Annotated in this window: 20 protein-coding genes; 14 read left to right on the forward strand and 6 right to left on the reverse strand. The window is 61.9% G+C overall.

What is annotated here, in order from left to right:
• Positions 1 to 125 precede the first annotated feature (125 nt).
• Positions 126 to 1034, reverse strand: coding sequence for a flagellar protein MotY (locus tag ACLEJW_RS19300; RefSeq protein WP_440778061.1), 909 nt, complete (start codon positions 1032 to 1034; stop codon positions 126 to 128).
• A gap of 129 nt (positions 1035 to 1163) precedes the next feature.
• Here ACLEJW_RS19300 and pyrC point away from each other — a divergent pair, with 129 nt between their 5' ends.
• Positions 1164 to 2210: a dihydroorotase gene (gene pyrC, locus ACLEJW_RS19305; protein WP_313300557.1), complete on the forward strand. Its 1047-nt coding sequence runs from the start codon at positions 1164 to 1166 to the stop codon at positions 2208 to 2210.
• Positions 2211 to 2266: 56 nt separating this feature from the next.
• Positions 2267 to 2869 (forward strand): ribonuclease T, encoded by a 603-nt coding sequence (rnt, locus tag ACLEJW_RS19310; protein WP_371921261.1) that lies wholly within the window; start codon positions 2267 to 2269, stop codon positions 2867 to 2869.
• An 88-nt stretch (positions 2870 to 2957) separates the two neighbouring features.
• Here the strand turns inward: rnt and ACLEJW_RS19315 are convergent, their stop codons facing one another.
• A complete protein-coding gene (locus tag ACLEJW_RS19315; RefSeq protein WP_145187822.1) occupies positions 2958 to 3560 on the reverse strand; it encodes a peroxiredoxin in 603 nt (200 codons plus the stop codon).
• 212 nt (positions 3561 to 3772) lie between these two features.
• Here ACLEJW_RS19315 and ACLEJW_RS19320 point away from each other — a divergent pair, with 212 nt between their 5' ends.
• Entirely contained in the window at positions 3773 to 3994 is a 222-nt protein-coding gene (locus ACLEJW_RS19320; RefSeq protein WP_145187825.1) for a bacterioferritin-associated ferredoxin, read from the forward strand.
• A 201-nt stretch (positions 3995 to 4195) separates the two neighbouring features.
• Positions 4196 to 4669, forward strand: a complete 474-nt coding sequence (bfr, locus tag ACLEJW_RS19325) for a bacterioferritin (protein WP_145187828.1) — start codon at positions 4196 to 4198, stop codon at positions 4667 to 4669.
• Positions 4670 to 4726: 57 nt separating this feature from the next.
• Here the strand turns inward: bfr and grxD are convergent, their stop codons facing one another.
• Together grxD and ACLEJW_RS19335 are read right to left on the reverse strand one after the other, a co-directional pair.
• Positions 4727 to 5062 carry a Grx4 family monothiol glutaredoxin gene (grxD, locus tag ACLEJW_RS19330; RefSeq protein ID WP_136913238.1) on the reverse strand — a complete coding sequence of 112 codons (336 nt, stop codon included), beginning with the start codon at positions 5060 to 5062 and terminating at the stop codon, positions 4727 to 4729.
• Positions 5063 to 5153: 91 nt separating this feature from the next.
• Positions 5154 to 7262, reverse strand: coding sequence for a molybdopterin oxidoreductase family protein (locus tag ACLEJW_RS19335; protein WP_145187831.1), 2109 nt, complete (start codon positions 7260 to 7262; stop codon positions 5154 to 5156).
• 384 nt (positions 7263 to 7646) lie between these two features.
• Between ACLEJW_RS19335 and argF the strand changes: the two genes are divergently transcribed.
• Entirely contained in the window at positions 7647 to 8567 is a 921-nt protein-coding gene (gene argF / locus ACLEJW_RS19340; RefSeq protein ID WP_440778062.1) for an ornithine carbamoyltransferase, read from the forward strand.
• Positions 8564 to 9667, forward strand: coding sequence for an ABC transporter ATP-binding protein (locus ACLEJW_RS19345; protein WP_440778063.1), 1104 nt, complete (start codon positions 8564 to 8566; stop codon positions 9665 to 9667). The genes argF and ACLEJW_RS19345 overlap by 4 nt, the downstream gene beginning before the upstream one ends.
• Before the next feature lie 41 nt (positions 9668 to 9708).
• On the opposite strand, the gene ybaK is transcribed toward ACLEJW_RS19345, so the two are convergent.
• Entirely contained in the window at positions 9709 to 10179 is a 471-nt protein-coding gene (gene ybaK, locus ACLEJW_RS19350; protein WP_145187840.1) for a Cys-tRNA(Pro) deacylase, read from the reverse strand.
• Positions 10180 to 10480: 301 nt separating this feature from the next.
• Between ybaK and ACLEJW_RS19355 the strand changes: the two genes are divergently transcribed.
• The 4 genes from ACLEJW_RS19355 (at position 10481) to glpD (ending at position 15422) form a co-directional block, all read left to right on the forward strand.
• A complete protein-coding gene (locus ACLEJW_RS19355; RefSeq protein ID WP_145187843.1) occupies positions 10481 to 11332 on the forward strand; it encodes an MIP/aquaporin family protein in 852 nt (283 codons plus the stop codon).
• A 41-nt stretch (positions 11333 to 11373) separates the two neighbouring features.
• Positions 11374 to 12873, forward strand: coding sequence for a glycerol kinase GlpK (gene glpK, locus ACLEJW_RS19360; RefSeq protein ID WP_145187846.1), 1500 nt, complete (start codon positions 11374 to 11376; stop codon positions 12871 to 12873).
• Positions 12874 to 12974: 101 nt separating this feature from the next.
• Complete coding sequence (gene glpR, locus ACLEJW_RS19365; protein ID WP_313294939.1) at positions 12975 to 13730, forward strand: DNA-binding transcriptional repressor GlpR; 756 nt, start codon at positions 12975 to 12977, stop codon at positions 13728 to 13730.
• A 165-nt stretch (positions 13731 to 13895) separates the two neighbouring features.
• The gene (gene glpD, locus ACLEJW_RS19370; protein ID WP_440778064.1) at positions 13896 to 15422 is read left to right on the forward strand and encodes a glycerol-3-phosphate dehydrogenase; all 1527 of its coding nucleotides are present in this window, start codon (positions 13896 to 13898) and stop codon (positions 15420 to 15422) included.
• Positions 15423 to 15461: 39 nt separating this feature from the next.
• On the opposite strand, the gene ACLEJW_RS19375 is transcribed toward glpD, so the two are convergent.
• On the reverse strand, positions 15462 to 19592 hold the full coding sequence (locus ACLEJW_RS19375; protein ID WP_440778065.1) for an NEL-type E3 ubiquitin ligase domain-containing protein: 4131 nt from the start codon (positions 19590 to 19592) through the stop codon (positions 15462 to 15464).
• Between the two features lie 330 nt (positions 19593 to 19922).
• On the opposite strand from ACLEJW_RS19375, the gene ACLEJW_RS19380 reads away from it, so the two are divergent.
• From ACLEJW_RS19380 to ACLEJW_RS19395, 4 genes are all read left to right on the forward strand, one after another.
• Positions 19923 to 20840 (forward strand): glutamate/aspartate ABC transporter substrate-binding protein, encoded by a 918-nt coding sequence (locus ACLEJW_RS19380; protein ID WP_313294942.1) that lies wholly within the window; start codon positions 19923 to 19925, stop codon positions 20838 to 20840.
• 146 nt (positions 20841 to 20986) lie between these two features.
• Positions 20987 to 21733, forward strand: coding sequence for an amino acid ABC transporter permease (locus tag ACLEJW_RS19385; protein WP_145187860.1), 747 nt, complete (start codon positions 20987 to 20989; stop codon positions 21731 to 21733).
• A complete protein-coding gene (locus tag ACLEJW_RS19390) occupies positions 21734 to 22405 on the forward strand; it encodes an amino acid ABC transporter permease (RefSeq protein ID WP_145187863.1) in 672 nt (223 codons plus the stop codon).
• Positions 22402 to 23136: an amino acid ABC transporter ATP-binding protein gene (locus ACLEJW_RS19395; protein ID WP_145187866.1), complete on the forward strand. Its 735-nt coding sequence runs from the start codon at positions 22402 to 22404 to the stop codon at positions 23134 to 23136. Before ACLEJW_RS19390 ends, ACLEJW_RS19395 begins: the two co-directional genes overlap by 4 nt.
• Positions 23137 to 23186 lie beyond the last annotated feature (50 nt).

The following is a 23186-nucleotide window of genomic DNA, read 5'->3' on the forward strand; positions in this document are numbered from 1 at the left end:
ACGGGGTTGTACGGAAAGCGGCCGATTCTACCGGCGTTGCCGATAAATTTACAGAGGCGCGACAGCTTCTGACGACAAAGCGACAAGAACTTTCTGCGTGGCGACGCCAGTGGGCGCAGGCACGCTTACAGCTGCTTGGGTGGCGCCGCCACGTCAGGCGCGACCGCCGGCTTGGGTGGTGCTGCCACTCGGTCCAGCTCGATGTTCACCCGGCGATTGCGCGCCCGGTTGGCTGCGCTGTTGTTCTTCACCAGCGGGTAGCGCTCACCGTGGAAGCGCACGACGATCTGCTCTTCAGGCACACCATGGGCCTTGAAGTAATCGGCCACCGCCAGTGCCCGACGCCGTGAAGTGTCACGGTTGGTGAGGCGATTGCCACTGTTGTCCGAATGGCCATTGAGTTCGATGTGATTGACCGTCGGATCAGCCTTGAGGTAGTCCAGAATGACGTCCAGGCGCGCCCGCGCGTTGGCGTCCAGCTCCAACCCGCCGCCCGGGAAGCCGACCTGGGTCTGGCGCACCTGGTCATAATTCATCGCCAGCATCTTGCTCGCACAAACCTGGTAATCGCCATAGGCCTTGGCGAAACTCACCGGCAGTACCCGCACCTCCATGGCCCGCCCGCCTTCGCCGGTGTAATTGCGCACCACCGTGCTGCGGCCATCGAGCAAGCCGTTGATCAGGCGGCTGGCCTGGCTTTGCGAAGAGCTGAACAGCACACCACTGCGGGCCATGCGTACCGCGCCCAGGTTGACGTCGCCACGCCCTGGTTGCCAGGGGGCGGCGGCGGCGAGCAGGGTTGCAGCGCCCGCGCCCAGCACATTGCTGTCCGAACGCAGCCTGAACACTGGCTGCTCACCGGCCTTGCGCACGAACTCGCCACTGCCGAAACCGTCGATCGGCTGAATCAGGCGGCATTCGAACTGATCACCCTCGACCTTCCAGGCGACATTCTCCACGCGGGTCTGGAAGGTCAATGCACCGGCCGGCAGGCTGGCGACAAGGGTCAACAGGGCTAGGTAACGCTGGCGCACGGGCGGCTCCACAAATTCTGACTGCTACAGGCAGGCTATCGGACGCTTGGCTGAAAACTTGATAGCCGTGCTCGGACCGGGGTTTTCCGGTAGCATTGGCGCCTGAGTTCGACCCGCCTGGAATCCCCAATGTCCGATCGCCTGACCCTCCTGCGTCCCGACGACTGGCACATCCATCTGCGCGATGGTGCCGTCCTGCCTCATACCGTTGGTGATGTGGCGCGTACTTTCGCCCGTGCCATCATCATGCCCAACCTGGTTCCGCCGGTGCGCACTGCCGTCGAAGCTGGCGCCTATCGCGAGCGGATCCTGGCCGCTCGCCCGGCCGGCAGCCGCTTCGAACCGTTGATGGTGCTGTACCTCACCGACCGCACCAGCCCCGAAGACATCCGTGCGGCCAAGGCCAGCGGTATCGTCTACGCCGCCAAGCTGTACCCGGCCGGTGCCACGACCAACTCCGATTCGGGCGTGACCAGCATCGACAACATCTTCCCGGCCATCGAGGCACTGGCCGAGGTGGGCATGCCGTTGCTGGTCCACGGTGAAGTGACGCGCAGCGAGATCGACGTATTCGACCGCGAAAAGCGCTTCATCGATGAGCACATGCGCCGCCTGGTCGAGCGCTTCCCGACCTTGAAAGTGGTGTTCGAGCACATCACCACCGGCGATGCCGCGCAGTTCGTCAGCGAAGCCTCGGCCAACGTTGGCGCTACCATCACTGCCCAGCACCTGCTGTACAACCGCAACCACATGCTGGTGGGCGGTATTCGGCCGCATTTCTATTGCCTGCCGATCCTCAAGCGCAACACCCACCAGGTGGCACTGCTCGACGCAGCCACCAGCGGCAACCCGAAGTTCTTCCTCGGCACCGATTCGGCACCGCACGCCCGTCATGCCAAGGAAGCGGCCTGCGGGTGCGCTGGCTGCTACACCGCTTACGCTGCGATCGAGATGTACGCCGAGGCATTCGAGCAGCGCAATGCCCTGGACAAACTCGAAGGCTTCGCCAGCCTGCACGGGCCGGCTTTCTATGGCCTGGCGGCGAACACCGACACCATCACCCTGGTACGCGAAGAGTGGACCGCTCCAGACAGCCTGCCGTTCGGCGAGCAGACCGTGATTCCGCTGCGCGCCGGTGAGACGTTGCGCTGGCGCCTGCTGGAGGACAACGCGTGAGCGAAGACCATTACGAAGACGACCAGGACAGCCTGGGCGGCGGCTCGCGTCACCCGATGGCCGAGCGCTTCCGTGGCTATCTGCCGGTGGTGGTGGATGTCGAGACCGGCGGCTTCAACAGCGCCACCGATGCCTTGCTGGAAATCGCCGCTGTCACCATCGGCATGGACGAGAAGGGCTTCCTGTTCCCCGAGCATACGTATTTCTATCGCGTGGAGCCGTTCGAAGGGGCCAATGTCGAGCCCGCTGCGCTGGAGTTCACCGGCATCAAGCTCGATCACCCGCTGCGCATGGCCGTGAGCGAAGAAAGTGCGCTGACCGACATCTTCCGTGGTGTGCGCAAGGCGCTGAAGGCCAACGGTTGCAAGCGGGCGATCCTGGTCGGGCACAATAGCAGCTTCGATCTGGGCTTTCTCAATGCGGCAGTCAACCGCAACGATATCAAGCGTAACCCTTTCCACCCGTTCTCCAGCTTCGACACCGCCACCCTGGCGGGCCTGGCATACGGCCAGACGGTCCTGGCACGCGCCTGCCAGAGCGCCGACATCGATTTCGACGGACGCGAAGCACACTCGGCGCGCTATGACACCGAAAAAACCGCCGAGCTGTTCTGCGGCATCGTCAACCGCTGGAAAGAAATGGGCGGCTGGAGTTATTGAGCGGCAAGCTGCAAGGCCAAGCGAGTAGCGAGTAGCTTCGCAAAAAAAACCGGCCACGAAGGCCGGTTTTTTTTGGGGGTCCGGAAGCTTAGAGCTTGCCAGCGTTCTCGCTCAGGTAGGCGGCAACGCCTTCTGGCGAAGCGCTCATGCCTTTGTCGCCTTTCTTCCAGTTGGCAGGGCAGACTTCGCCGTGCTCTTCGTGGAATTGCAGGGCGTCGACCAGGCGCAGCAACTCGTCCATGTTACGGCCCAGCGGCAGGTCGTTGATGATCTGCGAACGGACCACACCGTTGGTGTCGATCAGGAAGGCGCCACGGAAGGCCACGCCGCCTTCGGACTCAACGTCGTAGGCCTTGCAGATTTCGTGGGTCATGTCGGCAGCCAGGGTGTACTTGACCTGGCCGATGCCGCCGTTGTTGACCGGGGTGTTGCGCCAGGCGTTGTGGGTGAAGTGCGAGTCGATCGAAACGCCGATCACTTCCACGTTACGCGCCTGGAAGTCAGGAATGCGGTTGTCCAGCGCGATCAGCTCGGACGGGCAGACGAAGGTGAAGTCCAGCGGGTAGAAGAACACCAGGCCGTACTTGCCCTTGATGGCCGAGGCCAGGTTGAAGCTGTCGACGATCTCGCCATTGCCCAGCACAGCTGGGACGGTGAAGTCGGGGGCTTGTTTGCCAACGAGTACGCTCATTGTTATCTCCTGATGAGGGTGAGAAACCGTTTGCCGGGCCAAGGCAGCTTGCCCGACTTCCAACAAAGGCTGACCATCATACACGGCTTGGCATGACAGGCCGAATGCAACCGTCGGTCGCCCGTCGAGGGGATTACCAGAAACCACTTTGACAAGCATTCTCATTAACATTAAGCTCCAACCCATCGACTCAACCAGCGATGGTCAGCCCTATGTATGTGTGTCTTTGTGTAGGCGTCACCGACGGCCAGATCCGCGAAGCAATCTATGAAGGATGCTGCAGCTACAAGGAAGTCCGTACGGCGACCAATGTCGCCAGCCAGTGTGGCAAATGCGCCTGCCTGGCCAAGCAGGTGGTACGCGAAACGCTCACCGAGCTGCAAGTCAGCCAGCAAGCCGCCCTGCCCTACCCCGTGGAATTTACCACTGCGTAATTCAACCGAATTCAAAGAACCGGACCTCGCGTCCGGTTTTTTTATGCCCGCATATCAATAAGTTAGGCCTTTAACGCGGTTCACAAACATTCTTATTCCTATTAATTTTCACTTAACTTTCAATAACTTAGGTTTGACAGTCGTGAGCACCAGGCTCAGACTCTGCGCTATCGGCACACTTCTACAGGGCAGGAACCCGGCATGAAAGGCGACATCAGCGTCATCCAGCATCTCAACAAGATCCTCGGAAACGAGCTGGTCGCGATCAACCAGTATTTCCTGCACGCCCGCATGTACGAAGATTGGGGCCTGAACAAGCTCGGCAAGCACGAGTACAAGGAATCCATCGACGAGATGAAACACGCTGACAAGTTGATCAAGCGTATTCTCTTCCTCGAAGGTATTCCTAACGTTCAGGACCTGGGTAAGCTGCTGATCGGCGAGCACACCAAAGAGATGCTCGAGTGCGATCTCAAAATCGAGCAGAAAGGCCTGATCGACCTCAAGGCTGCCATCGCCCATTGCGAAACTGCAGGCGACTTCGGCTCGCGAGACATGCTCGAAGACATTCTCGAATCCGAAGAAGAACACATCGATTGGCTGGAAACCCAGCTGGGCCTGATCGACAAGATCGGCATCGAGAACTACCTGCAATCGCAGATGGGCGAAGAGTAAATCTGGCGCCCATAAAAAAACCCGCTCGATGCGGGTTTTTTTATGCCTGCCTGTTTATCAGGCTTCGGAAGCCTTGGCCTTGGCAGCAGCCTCTTTGATCAGGGTTTGCAACTCACCCTTCTCGAACATTTCCAACATGATGTCGCTGCCGCCGACCAGCTCACCACCGACCCACAATTGCGGGAACGTTGGCCAGTTGGCGTACTTGGGCAGGTTGGCGCGGATTTCCGGGTTCTGCAGGATGTCGACGTAGGCGAACTTTTCGCCGCAACCCATCACAGCCTGCGAGGCGCGCGCGGAGAAGCCACACTGTGGGGCATTCGGCGAGCCTTTCATGTAAAGCAGAATGGTGTTGTTGGCAATCTGCTCTTTGATCGTTTCGATGATATCCATGTAGCACCTCGGCTGAACTTTCCGACGCGATCGTCGGCACGGTGACGCATTGTATCGGAAAGCCGAGCAGCGTGCTCGGCCTTGCCGATGCTCAAGCGGCGCTGACCTGCACCGGCACGCCATTGAGCGCAGCGTTGCCGGACACCGCGTCGCGCAGGCGCTCGTCGGTCAAGTCGTTGGCACTGACCCCAGCGTGGGCCTGGGCAACCTGCATCTGCACGCCTTGGCGGGTGTGGCCGAAGCCATGGGGCAGACTGACCACGCCGGGCATCATGTCGTCACAGGCCTGCACCTGGACCTCCACTTCGCCCGTGCGCGAGCGAATGCGCACGCGCTGGCCATCGTGCAACTGGCGCTGCTGCAGGTCGTGCGGGTGCATCAGCAGTTGATGGCGCGGCTTGCCTTTGACCAGGCGCTGAAAATTATGCATCCACGAATTGTTGCTGCGCACATGCCGACGCCCGATCAACAGCAGCTCGTCTGAGGATGGCGGCGCCAGTTGCGCCAGGCGCTGCAGGTCGTCAATCAGCACCTGCGGCGCCGCCTCGACGGTCTTGCTCGAGGTGGCCAGGCGCGCACCGAGGTTACTGCGCAGCGGCCCCAGATCGAGCCCATGGGGATGCTGGTCAAGGGTCTGCAACGACAGGTTCCACGGGCTGGCCTCGCCATAGCGACCTTTACGCAGGGCCAGGTCGATCATCTGCGCCGGTGACCAGGTGTTCTTCAGCTCGACCTCGGCAAGCCTGGCATAGGCCTGCGCCAGGCCGACGAAAATTTCCCAGTCGTGCAACGCGCCCTCGGGCTTGGCCAGAATGGCTCGGTTGAAACGCGTCACGTTGCGCACCGCCAGCAGGTTGAAAGTGCTGTCGTAATGATCGTTTTCCAATGCCGAGGTCGACGGCAGGATAAGGTCTGCGTGGCGTGTCGTCTCGTTGATGTACAGGTCGATGCTGAGCATGAACTCAAGCCCTTCCAACGCGGTATCCAACTGCCGGCCGTTGGGGGTGGACAGCACCGGGTTACCGGCGACCGTGACCAAGGACCGTACCTGGCCGTCGCCTGGGGTGAGCAGTTCTTCGGCCAGCGCCGCCACCGGCAGCTCACCGCCATACTCGGGCAAGGCTGACACGCGGCTCTGCCACACATTGAAATGGCCACCGGAGGTGCTCGCCACCAGATCCACCGCAGGCTCGGTGCACAGTGCGCCACCCTCGCGATCCAGGTGGCCGGTCACCAGGTTGATCAGTTGTATCAACCAGTGGCACAGGCTGCCGAACGCCTGGGTAGAAACGCCCATGCGGCCATAGCAGACCGCGCTCTGGGCGGCAGCGAAGTCGCGGGCCAGCTGGCGAATCCTCGCCGCCTCGATGCCACAGTGAACGCTCATCGCCTCGGCGCTGAACGGCGCGATCGCTTCACGCACCTGCTGGAGCCCAGTGACCGGCAGGTGCGAGCCACGGGCAAGGTCTTCTTCGAACAGGGTATTGAGCAGGCCGGCCAGCAGCGCCGCATCGCCGCCTGGGCGGATGAACAGATGGTCATCGGCCAGGTTGGCGGTTTCGCTGCGCCGCGGGTCGACCACCACCAGGCGGCCTCCGCGCGCGCGCAGGGCCTTCAGGCGCTTTTCCACATCCGGCACGGTCATGATGCTGCCATTGGAGGCCAGCGGGTTGCCGCCCAGAATCAGCATGAATTGGGTATGGTCGATGTCCGGGATCGGCAGGAGCAGACCATGGCCGTACATCAGGTGGCTGATCAGGTGCTGCGGCAGCTGATCCACGGAGGTAGCGGAAAAGCGATTGCGGGTTTTCAGCAGGCCCAGAAAGTAATTGCTGTGCGTCATCAAGCCATAGTTGTGCACGCTGGGGTTGCCCTGGTACACCGCCACGGCATTGCGCCCATGGGCCTGCTGAACCGCCCACAGACGCTCGGCGGCCAGGCTGAACGCCTCTTCCCAACTGATCGCCTGCCACTGCTCGCCAATGCGCCGGTGCGGTTGACGAAGGCGGTCCGGGTCGTTCTGGATATCTTGCAAGGCCACCGCTTTGGGGCAGATGTGCCCGCGGCTGAACGGATCCAGGGGGTCGCCTTTGATCGAGCCGATCACCGCGTGCCCATTGGGTTCATGGCTGACTTCGATGTTCAGCCCGCAGATCGCTTCGCACAGGTGACAGGCACGGTGATGCAGGGTCTTGGTCATGGCCGCCTCTGCCTTGTTGTGATTATGGGGTTAGCGAGACTCGACTATGCCGCGCAGGCTCATCGTCGACCAGCGGGCTTTGCGCCATGAATTGCGCGACATCAGGCAGACGATTCACGACAGCGGTTTGCAAAGTGCCCAGCAGGCCGTGTACAACCTGCTGTAGCAAATAAAAAACGGCTCGGACACCAGGGTCACGATACCCGGGGCCGTCGCCTCAATACGCGGCCGCTGTTTCCCCTCTTGGTTTCAGGCGACATTTAAATATAGTATTGCGCCTTTCCCCATTTCGTCCGCTCCGTGCGGCTTACGCCGCAGGTCACCCCCGTTGTTAAAAATAAACCTACGGTCGACCTGCATACTGTTGCAGATAAGGTAGTCAATATGAGCGCTAGGCACTTTCTCTCCCTGCTGGATTTCACCCCCGACGAACTGCTCGGGGTGATCCGCCGAGGCATCGAGCTGAAGGACCTGCGCAAGCGAGGCGTGCTGTTCGAGCCGCTGAAGAACCGCGTATTGGGCATGATTTTCGAGAAATCCTCGACCCGTACCCGTGTATCGTTCGAAGCCGGGATGATCCAGCTCGGGGGCCAGGCCATCTTCCTCTCGCCACGCGACACCCAACTGGGCCGCGGCGAGCCGATCGGCGACAGCGCCATCGTCTTGTCGAGCATGCTCGACGTGGTGATGATCCGCACCCACGCCCACAGCACCTTGACCGAATTTGCCGCCAAATCGCGCGTGCCAGTGATCAACGCGCTGTCCGACGAATCGCACCCCTGCCAACTGCTGGCCGACATGCAGACCTTCCTGGAACATCGCGGCGCCATCCAGGGCAAGACCGTGGCCTGGATCGGCGACGGCTTCAACATGTGCAATTCCTACATCGAGGCGGCCAAGCAGTTCGATTTCCAGCTGCGCATCGCCTGCCCGGAAGGTTATGAACCCGATCCGCGCTTCATGGCCCTGGGCGGCGATCACGTGCAAATCGTGCGCGACCCCCAGCAAGCAGTGCGGGGCGCGCACCTGGTGACCACGGATGTCTGGACTTCCATGGGTCAGGAAGAGGAAACTGCACGGCGGCTAAAGCATTTTGCGCCTTACCAGGTCACCCGTGCCCTGCTCGACCTGGCGGCACCCGACGCCTTGTTCATGCATTGCCTGCCCGCCCACCGAGGTGAGGAAATCAGCCATGACCTGCTCGACGACCCACGTTCGGTCGCCTGGGACCAGGCTGAAAACCGCTTGCATGCGCAGAAGGCCCTTCTCGAATTTCTTGTCGAACCGGCTTACCACCACGCATGAGTTCCCTACTGCTGAATCTGCGCAACCTCGCCTGTGGCTACGGCGAGCAGCGCATCGTCCAGAACCTCAACCTGCACCTCAATGCAGGCGACATCGGTTGCCTGCTGGGTTCCTCAGGCTGCGGCAAGACCACCACCCTGCGCGCCATCGCAGGCTTCGAGCCGGTGCACGAAGGGGAAATCCAGCTGGCCGGCGAGGTGATCTCGCGGGCCGGCTTCACCCTGGCGCCGGAGAAGCGCCGCATCGGCATGGTGTTTCAGGACTACGCCCTGTTTCCTCACCTGACCGTGGCGCAGAACATCGCGTTCGGCATCGCCAAGCATCCGCGCCAGGCCCAGGTGATCGAAGAAATGCTCGCGCTGGTCAAGCTCGGCGGCTTGGGCGGGCGCTACCCGCATGAGCTGTCCGGGGGTCAGCAACAGCGGGTGGCATTGGCGCGGGCGTTGGCCCCAGAGCCTCAGTTGCTGCTGCTGGACGAGCCGTTTTCCAACCTCGACGTAGAACTGCGCCGACGCTTGAGCCATGAGGTCCGCGACATCCTCAAGAGCCGCGGGACCAGCGCCATTCTGGTTACCCACGATCAGGAAGAAGCGTTCGCCGTCAGCGATCACGTCGGCGTCTTCAAGGAAGGTCGCCTGGAACAGTGGGATACGCCCTACAACCTTTATCACGAGCCGCAGACACCCTTCGTGGCCAGCTTCATCGGCCAGGGCTACTTCATCCGAGGCCAGATGAGCAGCCATGAAGCGGTAATGACCGAACTCGGCGAACTGCGCGGCAATCGCGCCTACATCATGGCGCCCGGCAGCGCGGTCGACGTCCTGCTACGCCCGGATGACATCATCCACGCCCCGGGCAGCGCGCTGCAGGCGAGCATCATCGACAAAAGCTTCCTGGGTGCATCGACGTTGTACCGTCTGCAGCTGCCAACGGGCAGTCAGCTCGAAGCGATCTTCCCCAGCCACGTCGACCATCAGCTGGGCGATGCGGTAGGCATTGCGGTCAAGGCAGACCATCTGGTGCTGTTCGCAGCGCCCGGCAGCGTGGCGGCGCAACTGCCGCGCCTGGATGGTGTACGCCGCTACAGCTCGGCGACGTGAAACCACCCCTAGGGGCCGGCGCTCGGCCCCTGCTGCTCTGCTCAGACCTTGCCGATAGCGGCGAATGTGCCTTGGGTATGTTCGGCAAGCACCGCAGCGGCCAGCTCCACCTCGAGTCCGCGCCGGCCAGCGCTGACATGAATGGTTGCAAAACCTTGCGCAGAGTCGTCGATGAACGTGCGCAAGCGCTTTTTCTGCCCTAGTGGGCTGATTCCTCCTACAAGATAACCGGTCGAGCGCTGCGCAACAGCCGGGTCGGCCATTTCGCACTTCTTGACGCCGGCCGCATGGGCCAGCGCCTTCAGGTCCAGGGTACCGACCACTGGCACCACCGCGACCAGCAATTCGCCTTTCTCGCTGCTCGCCAGCAAGGTCTTGTACACCTGCTGGGGGTCGAGCCCGAGCTTCTCCGCCGCCTCCAGTCCGTAGGACGCCGACTTGGGATCGTGCTGATAGCTGTGCACGCGGTGTGCGGCGCGGTGTTTTTTCAACAGGTCGAGTGCGGGGGTCATGCCTGGCTCCGATGCTGACGGCTCGGCGCTACTGTAGGGCATCTGCACCACAGCAGCCAGCGGCGCGCCCCGTCAGAGCCTCTAGCACGCGGATCAGGCCTGCATAAAGGCGCTCAAAACGTGACTGACCGTTCACTTTCGACCTTTGACATCAGCGTTTCTTGTCTATATTTTTTCGTTTCTGAAGAAACGGTGCCCTTTTAAGGTGCACGTCATCTACCCGCCGCCTGTCAATGGGGATCGACATCCGGCTTTGCTGTCGAGCGCTCTGCGCCTCACAACAAAAACAACGAGGTCATACATGACGACTGCTCTACGTGAACCCACGCTGTCCAGCCAATGTCTGGCAGAATTTCTCGGCACCGCATTGCTCATCTTCTTCGGCACCGGTTGCGTCGCCGCGCTCAAGGTCGCAGGCGCAAGCTTTGGCCTGTGGGAGATCAGCATCATCTGGGGTGTCGGCGTGAGCATGGCCATCTACCTCACGGCGGGTATTTCCGGTGCGCACCTGAACCCTGCTGTGAGCATCGCCCTGACCCTGTTCGCCGGCTTCGACAAACGCAAGCTGCCACTGTACGTGCTCGCCCAGATCGCCGGCGCCTTCTGCGGCGCGGCGCTGGTGTACACGCTGTACAGCAACCTGTTCTTCGATTTCGAACAAGCCCACGCCATGCTGCGTGGCAGCGCCGACAGCCTCGAGCTGGCGTCGGTGTTCTCGACCTACCCGCACCCGGCCTTGTCCACTGGCCAGGCCTTTCTCGTCGAAGTGGTGATCACCGCCATTCTGATGGCGGTGATCATGGCCCTGACCGACGACAACAACGGCCTGCCGCGTGGCCCGATGGCGCCACTGCTGATCGGCCTGCTGATTGCGGTGATCGGCAGCGCCATGGGTCCACTGACCGGCTTTGCAATGAATCCGGCCCGCGACTTCGGGCCAAAATTGATGACCTTCCTGGCTGGCTGGGGCGAAATCGCCTTCACTGGCGGTCGGGATATTCCGTATTTCCTGGTTCCGCTGTTCGCTCCGATCCTTGGCGCTTGCCTGGGCGCTGCGAGCTATCGCGGCTTGATCGCGCGCAACCTACCGGCTGCGCCCGGCGCGGCCGAAGAGACAAACGACCATCGCCAGGGCGATACTCAAGTCAACTGATGACGGCGCCCTGACCTCCTCTTTATGCAAGGCCTACGACCATGACAGACACCCAGGATAAGAACTACATCATCGCCCTGGACCAGGGCACTACCAGCTCGCGGGCGATCATTTTCGACCGCGACGCCAACGTGGTTGGCACCTCGCAGCGCGAGTTCGCCCAACACTATCCGCAGGCTGGCTGGGTCGAACACGACCCGATGGAGATCTTCGCCACACAGAGCGCGACCATGGTCGAAGCCTTGGCGCAGGCCGGCATCAGCCACGCCCAGGTCGCCGCACTGGGGATCACCAACCAGCGTGAAACCACGGTGGTCTGGGACAAGGAAACCGGCCGCCCGGTGTACAACGCCATCGTCTGGCAGTGCCGCCGCAGCACCGAGATCTGCGCCCAGCTCAAGCGCGATGGGCACGAAGGCTATATTCGCGAGACCACCGGCCTGGTCACCGACCCGTATTTCTCGGGCACCAAGCTCAAGTGGATACTGGACAACGTAGAAGGCGCCCGCGAGCGCGCCGAGCGTGGCGAGCTGCTGTTCGGTACCGTCGATAGCTGGCTGATCTGGAAATTCTCCGGCGGCAAGGTGCATGTCACCGACTACACCAATGCCTCGCGCACGCTGATGTTCAACATCCACAGCCTGCAGTGGGACGACAAGCTGCTGGAGATTCTCGGCATCCCACGGCAGATGTTGCCCGAGGTGCGTTCGTCCTCGGAAGTCTACGGTCACACCAAGAGCGGTATCGCCATCGCCGGTATCGCCGGCGATCAGCAATCGGCGCTGTTCGGACAGATGTGTGTGGAGCCTGGCCAGGCCAAGAATACCTATGGCACTGGCTGCTTCCTGCTGATGAACACCGGTGACAAGGCTGTAACGTCGTCCCACGGGCTGCTGACCACCATCGCCTGCGGCCCGCGGGGCGAAGTGGCCTACGCCCTGGAGGGCGCGGTGTTCAATGGCGGCTCGACCGTGCAGTGGCTGCGCGACGAGCTCAAGATCGTCAACGACGCGCTGGATACCGAATATTTCGCCAGCAAGGTCAAGGACAGCAACGGCGTGTACCTGGTGCCGGCGTTCACCGGACTCGGCGCGCCCTATTGGGACCCCTATGCGCGCGGTGCGCTGTTCGGCCTGACCCGCGGCGTCAAGGTCGATCACATCATCCGTGCGGCCCTGGAATCGATCGCCTATCAAACCCGCGATGTGCTCGATGCCATGCAGCAGGACTGTGGCCAGCGCTTGTCGGAATTGCGCGTGGATGGGGGCGCGGTCGCCAACAACTTCCTCATGCAGTTCCAGGCCGACATCCTCGGCACCTGTGTCGAGCGCCCGAAAATGCGCGAAACAACCGCCCTTGGCGCTGCTTACCTGGCCGGGCTTGCCTGCGGCTTCTGGAGCGGCCTGGACGAATTGCGCGACAAGGCCATCATCGAGCGCGAGTTCAGCCCGCAACTGGACCCGGCCCAACAGGAAAAACTCTACGCAGGCTGGAAAAAAGCCGTCGAGCGTACCCGTGACTGGGAAGATCACGAGGCGTGATCGCCGCTGGGGCCGCACTGCGGCCCCCATGGCGCACTGGCCGTCATCCCTTTCCTACGGCATCATTGCAGCATTTGTCCGGCAGCCCCTAAGGACCGCCCATGAATCTGCCCCCCCGCCAACAACAAATCCTCGAACTGGTGCGCGAACGCGGCTACGTCAGTATCGAGGAAATGGCGCAGTTGTTTGTCGTCACTCCGCAAACCATTCGCCGCGACATCAACCAACTGGCCGAGCTCAACTTGCTGCGCCGCTACCATGGTGGTGCGGCCTACGATTCGAGCATCGAGAACACCGCCTATGCCATGCGCGCCGATCAGATGCGTGACGAGAAGCAGCGCATCGCCGATGCGGTGGCACAGCAGATTCCGGACCATGCCTCGCTGTTCATCAACATCGGTACCACCACCGAGTCCATCGCTCGGGCGCTGCTCAGTCACAGTCAGTTGAAGGTCATCACCAACAACCTGCACGTGGCGGCAATCCTGGCCGCCAAGGATGATTTCGAAGTACTGGTCGCCGGCGGCACGGTGCGCCGCGATGGCGGCGTGGTGGGCCAGGCCAGTGTCGATTTCATCAATCAATTCAAGGTGGACTTCGCCCTGGTCGGGATCAGCGGCATCGACGAAGACGGCAGCTTGCTGGACTTCGATTATCAGGAAGTGCGGGTGTCGCAGGCCATCATCGCCAATGCGCGGCAAGTGATCCTGGCCGCAGACTCGAGCAAGTTCGGACGCAATGCCATGGTCAGACTCGGCTCGATCAGCCTGGTGGACTGCCTGGTGACCGATCAGGCGCCCAGTGTGGAACTGGGTCAGCTTCTCGATCAACACAAGATACGCCTCGAGGTCGTCTAACCCGGGGCGGCGACTGCTGCTATTTTCACAAATGTTCATTTAAGCGTCATTCAATCAGTTTTTTCTATGAGGACTGACTGGCGACCCGCGTCTTGTTGCGCTAGTATTTTCGGAAACGAACATTAATGTTCATATTCGATGTGAACAGCCCAGGAGGCCTTGCCCGTGACCGAGTCCGTTTCGCCCCAGCTCCCCTCAAGCGAATGCTTTGACGTTGCCGTGATCGGCGGCGGCATCAACGGTGTGGGCATCGCTGCCGATGCGGCCGGGCGTGGCCTGAAGGTATTTCTTTGCGAAAAGGACGACCTGGCCCAGCACACCTCCTCGGCCAGCAGCAAACTGATTCATGGCGGCTTGCGCTATCTCGAGCATTACGAGTTTCGTCTGGTGCGCGAGGCGCTGGCCGAGCGCGAAGTGCTGCTGGCCAAGGCCCCGCATATCGTCAAGCCGATGCGCTTCGTGCTGCCCCACCGTCCGCATCTGCGGCCAGCCTGGATGATCCGCGCAGGGCTGTTCCTCTACGATCACCTGGGCAAGCGCAAGCGCCTGGGCGCGTCGCGCAGCCTGCGCTTCGGGCCAGGCTATCCACTCAAGCCGACGATCACCCGCGGTTTCGAATACGCCGATTGCGCAGTCGACGACGCCCGCCTGGTGGTGCTGAACGCCATGGCTGCACGCGAGCATGGCGCGCACATCCTCACCCGCACTCGCTGCCTGCGTGCCGAACGTGTCGATGGCCTGTGGCAGGTTGATCTGCAGCACGCCGATGGCAGCCTGCAGACCATCCAGGCTCGGGCGCTGGTCAATGCGGCAGGCCCGTGGGTCGCCAGCTTCATCAAGGACGACCTCAAGCTCGATGCGCCGTACGGCATTCGCCTGATCCAGGGCAGCCATCTGATCGTGCCGCGCCTGTACGAAGGTGAACATGCCTACATCCTGCAGAACGAAGATCAGCGTATCGTCTTCTGCATTCCCTACCTGGAGCGTTTCACCCTGATCGGCACCACCGACCGTGAATACACCGGCGACCCGGCCAAGGTGGCGATCACCGAGCAGGAAACCGACTATGTGCTGAAGGTGGTCAACGATCACTTCAATCATCAGCTAAGCCGCGACGACATCCTGCACACATACTCCGGTGTGCGTCCGCTGTGCAACGACGAGTCGGACAACCCTTCGGCGGTGACTCGCGATTACACCCTCGCCCTGTCGGCAAGCGCGGGCCAGGCCCCGCTGCTGTCGGTCTTCGGCGGCAAGCTCACCACCTACCGCAAGCTCGCCGAATCGGCGATGGCTGAACTCAAGCCGTTCTTTACCCAGATGCGCGGCAGCTGGACCGCCACTGCACCCTTGCCAGGTGGCGAGAACATGAGCACCGCGCACGCATTGGTCGAGCGCCTGATGACCGCGTACAGCTGGCTGGCGCAAGACATTGCCAAACGCTGGGCCGTGACCTACGGCGACCGCGTCTGGCGCCTGCTTGAAGGCGTTCAAGGTCCGGACGATCTCGGCACGGCCATCGGCGGTGGCCTGTTCAGCCGCGAGGTGGATTACCTGTGCCGTGAGGAATGGGCCCGCGACGCCGATGACATCCTGTGGCGCCGCACCAAGCTGGGCTTGTTCACCACCGCCAGCGAGCAGCAGGCGCTACGTGATTACCTCAAGCAGATGCCTGCACTGCGCGCTGCCTGAACAATGGCGGCCCGTCGTCAGCCAAGGCCGCCTGTCGCTTCAGGGGTTGAGCCGCTGATATAACTCAGCGGCCAATGTCCTGAGCAGTTTGCGCTCTGCAGCCTGGTACTCGTGCATGTAGCCTATGCTGCGCTGGTTGAATAGCCACTCGTCTATGGTGCCGTTCTCCAATTCCTTTTCACTCGCTTCCAACAAGGTCAGGGACTGCGCATTCACCTGAGCGAAACGCTCGGCGTAGTGTTCGCGTGCGTAGGCCTCCCAGAACGGCCGCTGTGCAAGCGATGTAATCAGCGCTTGTGGCGATTCGGCCGCCAGCACCTGCTCCTGGGCGGCGATCAGGTCCCGCGTGGTGACGTGGGCGAAGGCCTCGTAATGCATGGTTTCGGCTTCAATGGGCAAATCCAGGGCGCTTGCCAGTTTCACCCGGTAGAACAACTGCACTTCGATTTCATCGATATGCGGGTTATTCGCAGCACGCATCTGGTCGATGTGCCGCATCGCGATTCGATCCACCTCATCGAGGCGATACAGGCCGCGTGCCAACGCCATGAGCTTGCCGGGCACCGCCGCAGGAGGCAGGTTACTGGTGTACTTTTCCGCCTGTACCGCCACTTCCATCTGGCCCAGCAACAGCAACAAGCGGTCTTCGCAGGTGCGGGTGCCAGAGGCTTGGAGGAACAGGCGCTCGCGCACGCTTTCATGCTCCGCGCACGCCTTGAGTATGCGCCAGATTCGTGCGCGGTAATGCCCGGGGTGTTCACTGAAGTCGTCGCCGCGGGCAAAGTCGGCGAGAAACAGAAACAGGCCAGATGAGCCTTGCTCGGCGTGCAACGCGTGCCACCATGTGCGGCGCTCACTCGCGGTGGCGGCGGGCCCATCGCCCAACCAGCATTCGAGCAACTCATCGTCGATCGGCCCGTGCCGGTAACTGGCACTGCCCCTCTGGCCTGCCGTCACCCCACCGGAGGCTTCGTCGAGCAAGCCCTCGCTAACCGCATCCAGCGGGTTGTCATGCACCGTCATTTGGTCGATTTGGTTGCGCAGGTCAGTCAGGCTCATGCGGATCTGGCTGATGTTGTTGTCGCGCAGGTCCAGGTGCGCTTGCCAGGTAACCTGGGCAGGCACGGCGTTGAGTGATGTGCCATTGAGCGCCAGCGAACGCAGGCGGCGCAGGCCCGGCAGCGCTGGTGCATAGCCGAGCGGATTTCTCGAAAGGTTGAGTACCTGCAACTGCGCCAGGGCCGACAGGCGCCGTTCGCCAGCGCCATCCATGACGATGCGATTGCGCCCCAGATGCAACTGACGCAGGTGCCGCAAGTGCTCTACGCCAGGCGGCACCGTGCTCAGGCGATTGCCTTGCAGGTCCAGTTCGACCAGATTGCCGAAGCGCGACAGGAAGTCTTCATCGATCTCGCTCAGGTCCATGTTGCGCAGGGTCAGCCGCCGGATGTGGTCGAAGCGCAGGCCACGCGGCAGGCGCGGCAGGCTACCGACGCGTTCGCCATCGATTTGCACCACGAACTCGTCGGCATAGTTGGTGATCTTGCGGCGCCAGGCGCGGCGCAGTGCAGTGACCACCTGGCGCCGCCGCCAGCTGTCGCGAATACCGCTGGCAGCGTTGTGCCAGGCATTCAGCGCTCGGCGCAGGCGTGTCAGTTGAGCCTGAACATGCTCGTAATGGTCCCAGAGGCTTTCACCGTGCTCCAGCACGTCGAGCAGGTAGGCTTCGAGTTCGTCCTCGGTGAGCAGCGGGTAAATGCGTTGAAAGCCGCGCCTGATCGAGCGCCGCCCGCCGCCAAGGCGTCCGCTGAGCGGGTAGCCCAGGCGCCCATCGATCAAGCGCAGCGGCGCGCGCACGCCGATGGCTGGCGACACCATGTCCAACGCCTCGAGGAGCTGATTGCGGTTCTGGCTGGCAGCGCCGAGCAAACGCCATGACAAGTCATCGCCGGTCAAGGACGTGGCGCTGCCCAGACGCGCCTGCTGCTCATCGTCCAAGCTCTGCAGCAGCGCCTCGATCAAGCCCCGGGCAGGGCCTGGGCCGTCATCAAGCACGTAGCCATCACCGACCCGCACCAGAACCTCGACTTCAGCGCCGCTGCCTATGCTGGCCACCAGTCGCCCCTCTGTACTGCCCACGCGCAGTTCCAGGCGCCGCTCTGGACCCGGCGGGGCCAAACGGTCGAGCACGCTCAAGGCCAGGCGTTCGGTGTCTTCGTTAACCGCCCTGGCCAAGCGCAAACCGGCGCAGGCGCGGTCCAGGCGGCTGTCCTGGATCAGCCAGCGGGCGCGTTCGGCCAGCACCAGCGGGACGCGACCGGTGCGTTCGAAACTGTCGAGGTGGGTGCTCTCTGCACTGCCAGCCAGGTGCTGCCGCATGCGTCGGGTGAGGCTTGGGAAGTCCCGTTGTAAAAGCGCTTCGAGGCCGCTTAGCTGGTCGGTCTGGCCTGTCAGACGTTGCAGCAGAGCCTCGCCCTGCTCGGTCACGTGCAACTCATGCAAGCGGTGTAGTTCGACGACATCGGCCAGACGCGCCGGGGCGCCTTCGCCTGCCAGATGCAGATGCCGCAGCTGGTCGGCCGTCACGCGCGTGGTCTGCATGGCCTGGGTCGCCAGTTCGTCGCTGACCGTCGACAGTTCGGCGCCGAAGGCGCGCAGCAGTTGCCCATCGCTGGCCCACTGCTGCGGCTCGACATAGCCTGCCGCCGCTGCCTCGGCCAATTTCACCCGGCCATCGGCAGCCGCCACCGGTACCAGCTCATCGACAAACGGCGCAGACGCCAACTGAGTACGCAGCATGCTGCTGCCTTTGGCCACCAGCACGCCAATGGCGACGTTTTCCGCCACGCCGAACAGGTGATCAAGGGCCGTCGCGCGGTCGCCGATACGCCAGGCCTCATAGCCTTCGTACACCTGCCCGGCCAGTTGCACGGCATTGACCGCCAGCATCACTTCGCCCAGCACCGGCACGAACATCCCTGCCAGATTGAGCAGCTCAAAGCCGGCGCTTTGCCAGGCATCGAGCCGTGCACGGCGATCTTCATCATCTTCTTCAGCGGTCGGCACCGCGAGCACGCGTGCATCATCGAACAGCTTGTCGACCTGCTGGCGAGCCAGATAGGCATAGATTTTCGCCTCGATCGGCAGGTTGCGACCGTCGAGCTGCATCGCCGTAGCCGGCCCTTGCACTTGAGGGGCCAAGGCGGAATAGAACGTGGCACGATCACGCTCACTGATGAAACGGGCGAAATAGCGCTGGTAATCGCCATCGCGCAGGCGCACCGCCAGATCCTGGTACAGCGCCTGCCAGGACGCGTAGCGCGTAACCGTCTGCCCCGGTTGGGCCGGGAAATAAGCAATCACATGCCGCACAGGGCCATCGGCGCTATCGCGCACTTCGAGCGTCAGCACACCGCGCACCTGCTTGCCCAGCAGATAAAGCTGGCGGGCGTGCACCACCCCCGGCAATGGCGCCACGCTGGGCTTGCTGCTCAACAGCGGGAGCACATGCAGAAAACAGCTTTCATCCAATTGACCGTCCAGGGCAGCAAGGCGCATCGCCACTTCGACATGGCTGCGCCAGGCGGCCTCGAATGCCAGATGCACCTGCCCGCTACGTTCAGCATCCTGTTCAGGACGCAGCAGGTCTTTCAGCACGCCCTGGTAGCGAGCGCCCACGTTCAGCGCACGGCACAAGCCAGCGAAGCGCTCGAACCCCAACGCCAGGCGCTTGCCGGCAGCGTCTTGCAGTTGACCCTTGCGCAGGATGTCCGGGCGCGTTTCGGCCACATGATAGTTGTGCAAGGCCGCCGCCAGCAGCGTCTGTTTCGAGACGTGGGTATAGCTGGGTGGCTTCAATACCGGCGCCGCTGTGGGCAACAGAATGCGTTGCTCGACGCGCACCCAGGTCGCACGGCTGTCTATCTGCCCCAGACCTGCGCGCTGTGCCAGCGCTTCGACCAAGGGCTTGGCGAATTGGTCCAATGGCGGCATCTGCTCGAAAATCGCCTGCAAACGGCCAACTGCCGTTTCCTGGCTTTGCAGGGCACGGCGCAACGCGTGCAGTCGGTCGATCGAGGCATGCTGCCAATGGGCTGGCAGGCGACTGGCGATCAGGGCGGGTATGGAACCTGGCAGGAAATCGTTCGGATCGGTAGCTGCAGCGGGCATGAGCGAAGCTCCTAGAAAGTGAGCCCACTAGCTCAACAACTCGCTGCCACCGAGATGACGTATCGGAATAACACAACGACGCGTTGTTCGTTCGGATAGCCGAAGCCATTGATGAACATTCATTCGGGAAGCCGAACGGACGCATTTGTAGCACCAGGTAATAAAAGGTTAATCCTCAGCAAATTCGCAGCGTTATCATCAAGGGCGGAGCTTGGCACGACTCATGCTCTACACTTGGTAGCCGAATGCACCCGCTTGCAGCGGCATTCGTTGAACGAAAGAGTCCGCCAACGGCTCCATAAAAAAAACAAACACGTCGAGGAAAATTTGATGCGCATCGTTCGTCACCTGTTGGGCGCAACCATCGCCGCCGCGATCATCGCTTCGCCAGCCATGGCCGAAGAGCTGACCGGTACCCTGAAGAAGATCAAGGACTCGGGCACCATCACCCTGGGCCACCGCGACTCTTCCATCCCGTTTTCCTACCTTGCCGGTGGCAGCACGCCGGTAGGCTACTCCCATGACATCCAACTGGCCGTGGTCGATGCCCTGAAGAAACAGCTGGGCACCGACATCAAGGTCAAGTACAACCTGGTCACCTCCCAGACCCGCATCCCGCTGGTGCAAAACGGCACCGTCGACCTCGAATGCGGCTCGACCACCAACAACGTCGAACGCCAGCAGCAGGTGGGCTTCACCGTTGGCATCTTCGAAGTCGGCACCCGCCTGCTGACCAAGGTCAAGGACGGTCAGCCTGCCTACAAGGACTTCCCTGATCTGGCTGGCAAGAACGTCGTGACCACGGCCGGCACCACCTCCGAGCGCCTGCTCAAGGCGATGAACGCCGACAAGCAGATGAAGATGAACGTGATTTCCGCCAAGGACCACGGTGAAGCCTTCAACATGCTCGAAAGCGGCCGCGCCGTGGCATTCATGATGGATGACGCGCTGCTCGCCGGCGAAATGGCCAAGGCGCGCAAGCCTTCGGACTGGGTCATCACTGGCACCCCGCAGTCTTATGAAATCTACGGCTGCATGGTGCGCAAGGGTGACGATGCGTTCAAGAAAGCGGTCGATGACGCCATCGTGGGCTATTTCAAGTCCGGCGAAGTCAACAAGAGCTACGACAAGTGGTTCCAGCAGCCAATCCCACCTAAAGGCCTGAACCTGCAGTTCAAGATGAGCGACGAGCTGAAGAAGCTGATCGCCGAGCCGACCGACAAAGCGGCCGACGACAAGAAGGCCTGACCCTCAGCCGATAGTGGCCTGGTGCACATCCGCACACGATCCAACCCACAGGCCACGCTTTAGTGTCTACCCTTTCATCCAAGGGCGCACCGCGCCCCTGGATGCTCGAAGGTGCCCGTGAAACAACCGTCTGAGGGGAAATCCCGATGAATTACAACTGGGACTGGGGCGTGTTCTTCAAGTCCACCGGCGTGGGTAGCGAGACCTATCTGGACTGGTATATCACCGGTCTGGGCTGGACCATCGCGATTGCCCTCTGCGCCTGGATCATCGCCTTGCTGCTGGGGTCTGTCCTCGGCGTCATGCGGACCGTGCCGAACCGTCTGGTATCGGGGATCGCCACCGCCTATGTGGAGCTGTTCCGCAATGTGCCGCTGCTGGTGCAGCTGTTCATCTGGTACTTCCTGGTGCCGGACCTGCTGCCTGAAGGCCTGCAGGAATGGTTCAAGCAGGATCTCAACCCGACCACCTCGGCGCTGATCAGCGTGATCATCTGCCTGGGTCTGTTCACCGCCGCACGGGTGTGCGAGCAGGTACGCACCGGTATCCAGGCGCTGCCACGCGGCCAGGAAGCTGCCGCCCGGGCCATGGGCTTCAGCCTGCCGCAGATCTACACCAACGTGCTGCTGCCGCAAGCCTATCGGATCATCATTCCACCGCTTACCTCGGAATTCCTGAACGTGTTCAAGAATTCCTCGGTAGCCTCGCTGATCGGGCTGATGGAGCTGCTGGCGCAGACCAAGCAGACCGCCGAGTTTTCCGCCAACCTGTTCGAGGCCTTCACCCTGGCCACGCTGATCTACTTCACCCTCAACATGGGCCTGATGCTGCTGATGCGTGTGGTCGAGAAGAAAGTCGCCGTGCCCGGCCTGATCTCCGTGGGGGGCAAATAAATGGAAATGGATTTCAGCGAAATCATCCCCGCGCTGCCGGCTCTGTGGGACGGCATGTTGTTGACCTTGCAACTGATGGTCATGGGCGTGGTCGGCGGTATTGTCCTGGGTACGCTGCTGGCCCTGATGCGCTTGTCCTCAAGCAAGCTGCTGTCGCGCCTGGCCGGGGCCTACGTCAACTACTTCCGCTCCATCCCGCTGCTGTTGGTGATCACCTGGTTCTACCTGGCGGTGCCATTCGTGCTGCGCTGGATCACCGGCGAAGACACCCCGGTCGGCGCGTTCACCTCGTGCGTCGTGGCGTTCATGATGTTCGAGGCAGCCTACTTCTGTGAAATCGTCCGCGCCGGCGTGCAGTCGATCTCCAAGGGGCAGATGGGCGCGGCACAGGCCCTGGGCATGACCTACGGGCAAACCATGCGCCTGATCATCCTGCCGCAGGCGTTCCGCAAGATGACCCCGTTGCTGCTGCAGCAGAGCATCATCCTGTTCCAGGACACCTCGCTGGTCTACACCGTCGGCCTGGTGGACTTCCTCAATTCGGCACGTTCCAACGGCGACATCATCGGGCGCTCCCATGAGTTCCTGATCTTCGCCGGGGTCGTGTACTTCGTCATCAGCTTCTCCGCTTCGTGGCTGGTCAAGCGCCTGCAAAAAAGGATCACCGTATGATTTCCATCAAGAACGTCAACAAGTGGTACGGGGACTTCCAGGTGCTGACCGACTGCAGCACCGAGGTCAAGAAAGGTGAAGTAGTGGTGGTCTGCGGCCCCTCGGGCTCAGGCAAATCGACCTTGATCAAGTGCGTGAATGCGCTGGAGCCGTTCCAGAAGGGTGACATCGTGGTCGATGGCACCTCGATCGCCGATTCCAAGACCAACCTGCCCAAACTGCGTTCACGGGTCGGCATGGTGTTCCAGCACTTCGAGCTGTTCCCGCACCTGAGCATCACCGAGAACCTGACCATTGCCCAGCGCAAGGTGCTCGGCCGCAGCGAGGCGGAAGCGACCAAGAAGGGCCTCGCCCTGCTCGATCGGGTCGGCCTTGGCGCCCACGCCAAGAAGCACCCTGGGCAGTTGTCCGGTGGTCAGCAGCAGCGCGTGGCCATCGCCCGCGCGCTGTCGATGGACCCGATCGTCATGCTGTTCGACGAACCGACCTCGGCGCTGGACCCTGAAATGGTCAATGAAGTGCTCGACGTCATGGTCGAACTGGCCCATGAAGGCATGACCATGATGTGCGTGACCCACGAAATGGGCTTTGCCCGTAAAGTGGCCAACCGGGTGATTTTCATGGACAAGGGCCACATCATCGAGGACTGCCAGAAAGAGGCATTCTTCGGCGACCCTACAGCGCGCCACGAACGTACCCAGCATTTCCTCAGCAAGATCTTGCAACACTGATTCGGCACCAACGGCAGCGCTGCCCGGCTCAGGCCGGCAGCGGATGCTGG

Source organism: Pseudomonas sp. SMSB3, assembly GCF_052041965.1.
In the GTDB taxonomy this organism is placed as follows: domain Bacteria; phylum Pseudomonadota; class Gammaproteobacteria; order Pseudomonadales; family Pseudomonadaceae; genus Aquipseudomonas.

Coding starts and splice junctions, on each gene's coding strand:
- pyrC (WP_313300557.1), top strand. CDS start 1,164: ATGTCCGATCGCCTGACCCTCCTGCGTCCCGACGACTGGCACATCCAT.
- rnt (WP_371921261.1), top strand. CDS start 2,267: ATGGCCGAGCGCTTCCGTGGCTATCTGCCGGTGGTGGTGGATGTCGAG.
- ACLEJW_RS19315 (WP_145187822.1), bottom strand. CDS start 3,560: ATGAGCGTACTCGTTGGCAAACAAGCCCCCGACTTCACCGTCCCAGCT.
- ACLEJW_RS19320 (WP_145187825.1), top strand. CDS start 3,773: ATGTATGTGTGTCTTTGTGTAGGCGTCACCGACGGCCAGATCCGCGAA.
- bfr (WP_145187828.1), top strand. CDS start 4,196: ATGAAAGGCGACATCAGCGTCATCCAGCATCTCAACAAGATCCTCGGA.
- grxD (WP_136913238.1), bottom strand. CDS start 5,062: ATGGATATCATCGAAACGATCAAAGAGCAGATTGCCAACAACACCATT.
- ACLEJW_RS19335 (WP_145187831.1), bottom strand. CDS start 7,262: ATGACCAAGACCCTGCATCACCGTGCCTGTCACCTGTGCGAAGCGATC.
- argF (WP_440778062.1), top strand. CDS start 7,647: ATGAGCGCTAGGCACTTTCTCTCCCTGCTGGATTTCACCCCCGACGAA.
- ACLEJW_RS19345 (WP_440778063.1), top strand. CDS start 8,564: ATGAGTTCCCTACTGCTGAATCTGCGCAACCTCGCCTGTGGCTACGGC.
- ybaK (WP_145187840.1), bottom strand. CDS start 10,179: ATGACCCCCGCACTCGACCTGTTGAAAAAACACCGCGCCGCACACCGC.
- ACLEJW_RS19355 (WP_145187843.1), top strand. CDS start 10,481: ATGACGACTGCTCTACGTGAACCCACGCTGTCCAGCCAATGTCTGGCA.
- glpK (WP_145187846.1), top strand. CDS start 11,374: ATGACAGACACCCAGGATAAGAACTACATCATCGCCCTGGACCAGGGC.
- glpR (WP_313294939.1), top strand. CDS start 12,975: ATGAATCTGCCCCCCCGCCAACAACAAATCCTCGAACTGGTGCGCGAA.
- ACLEJW_RS19375 (WP_440778065.1), bottom strand. CDS start 19,592: ATGCCCGCTGCAGCTACCGATCCGAACGATTTCCTGCCAGGTTCCATA.
- ACLEJW_RS19380 (WP_313294942.1), top strand. CDS start 19,923: ATGCGCATCGTTCGTCACCTGTTGGGCGCAACCATCGCCGCCGCGATC.
- ACLEJW_RS19385 (WP_145187860.1), top strand. CDS start 20,987: ATGAATTACAACTGGGACTGGGGCGTGTTCTTCAAGTCCACCGGCGTG.
- ACLEJW_RS19390 (WP_145187863.1), top strand. CDS start 21,734: ATGGAAATGGATTTCAGCGAAATCATCCCCGCGCTGCCGGCTCTGTGG.
- ACLEJW_RS19395 (WP_145187866.1), top strand. CDS start 22,402: ATGATTTCCATCAAGAACGTCAACAAGTGGTACGGGGACTTCCAGGTG.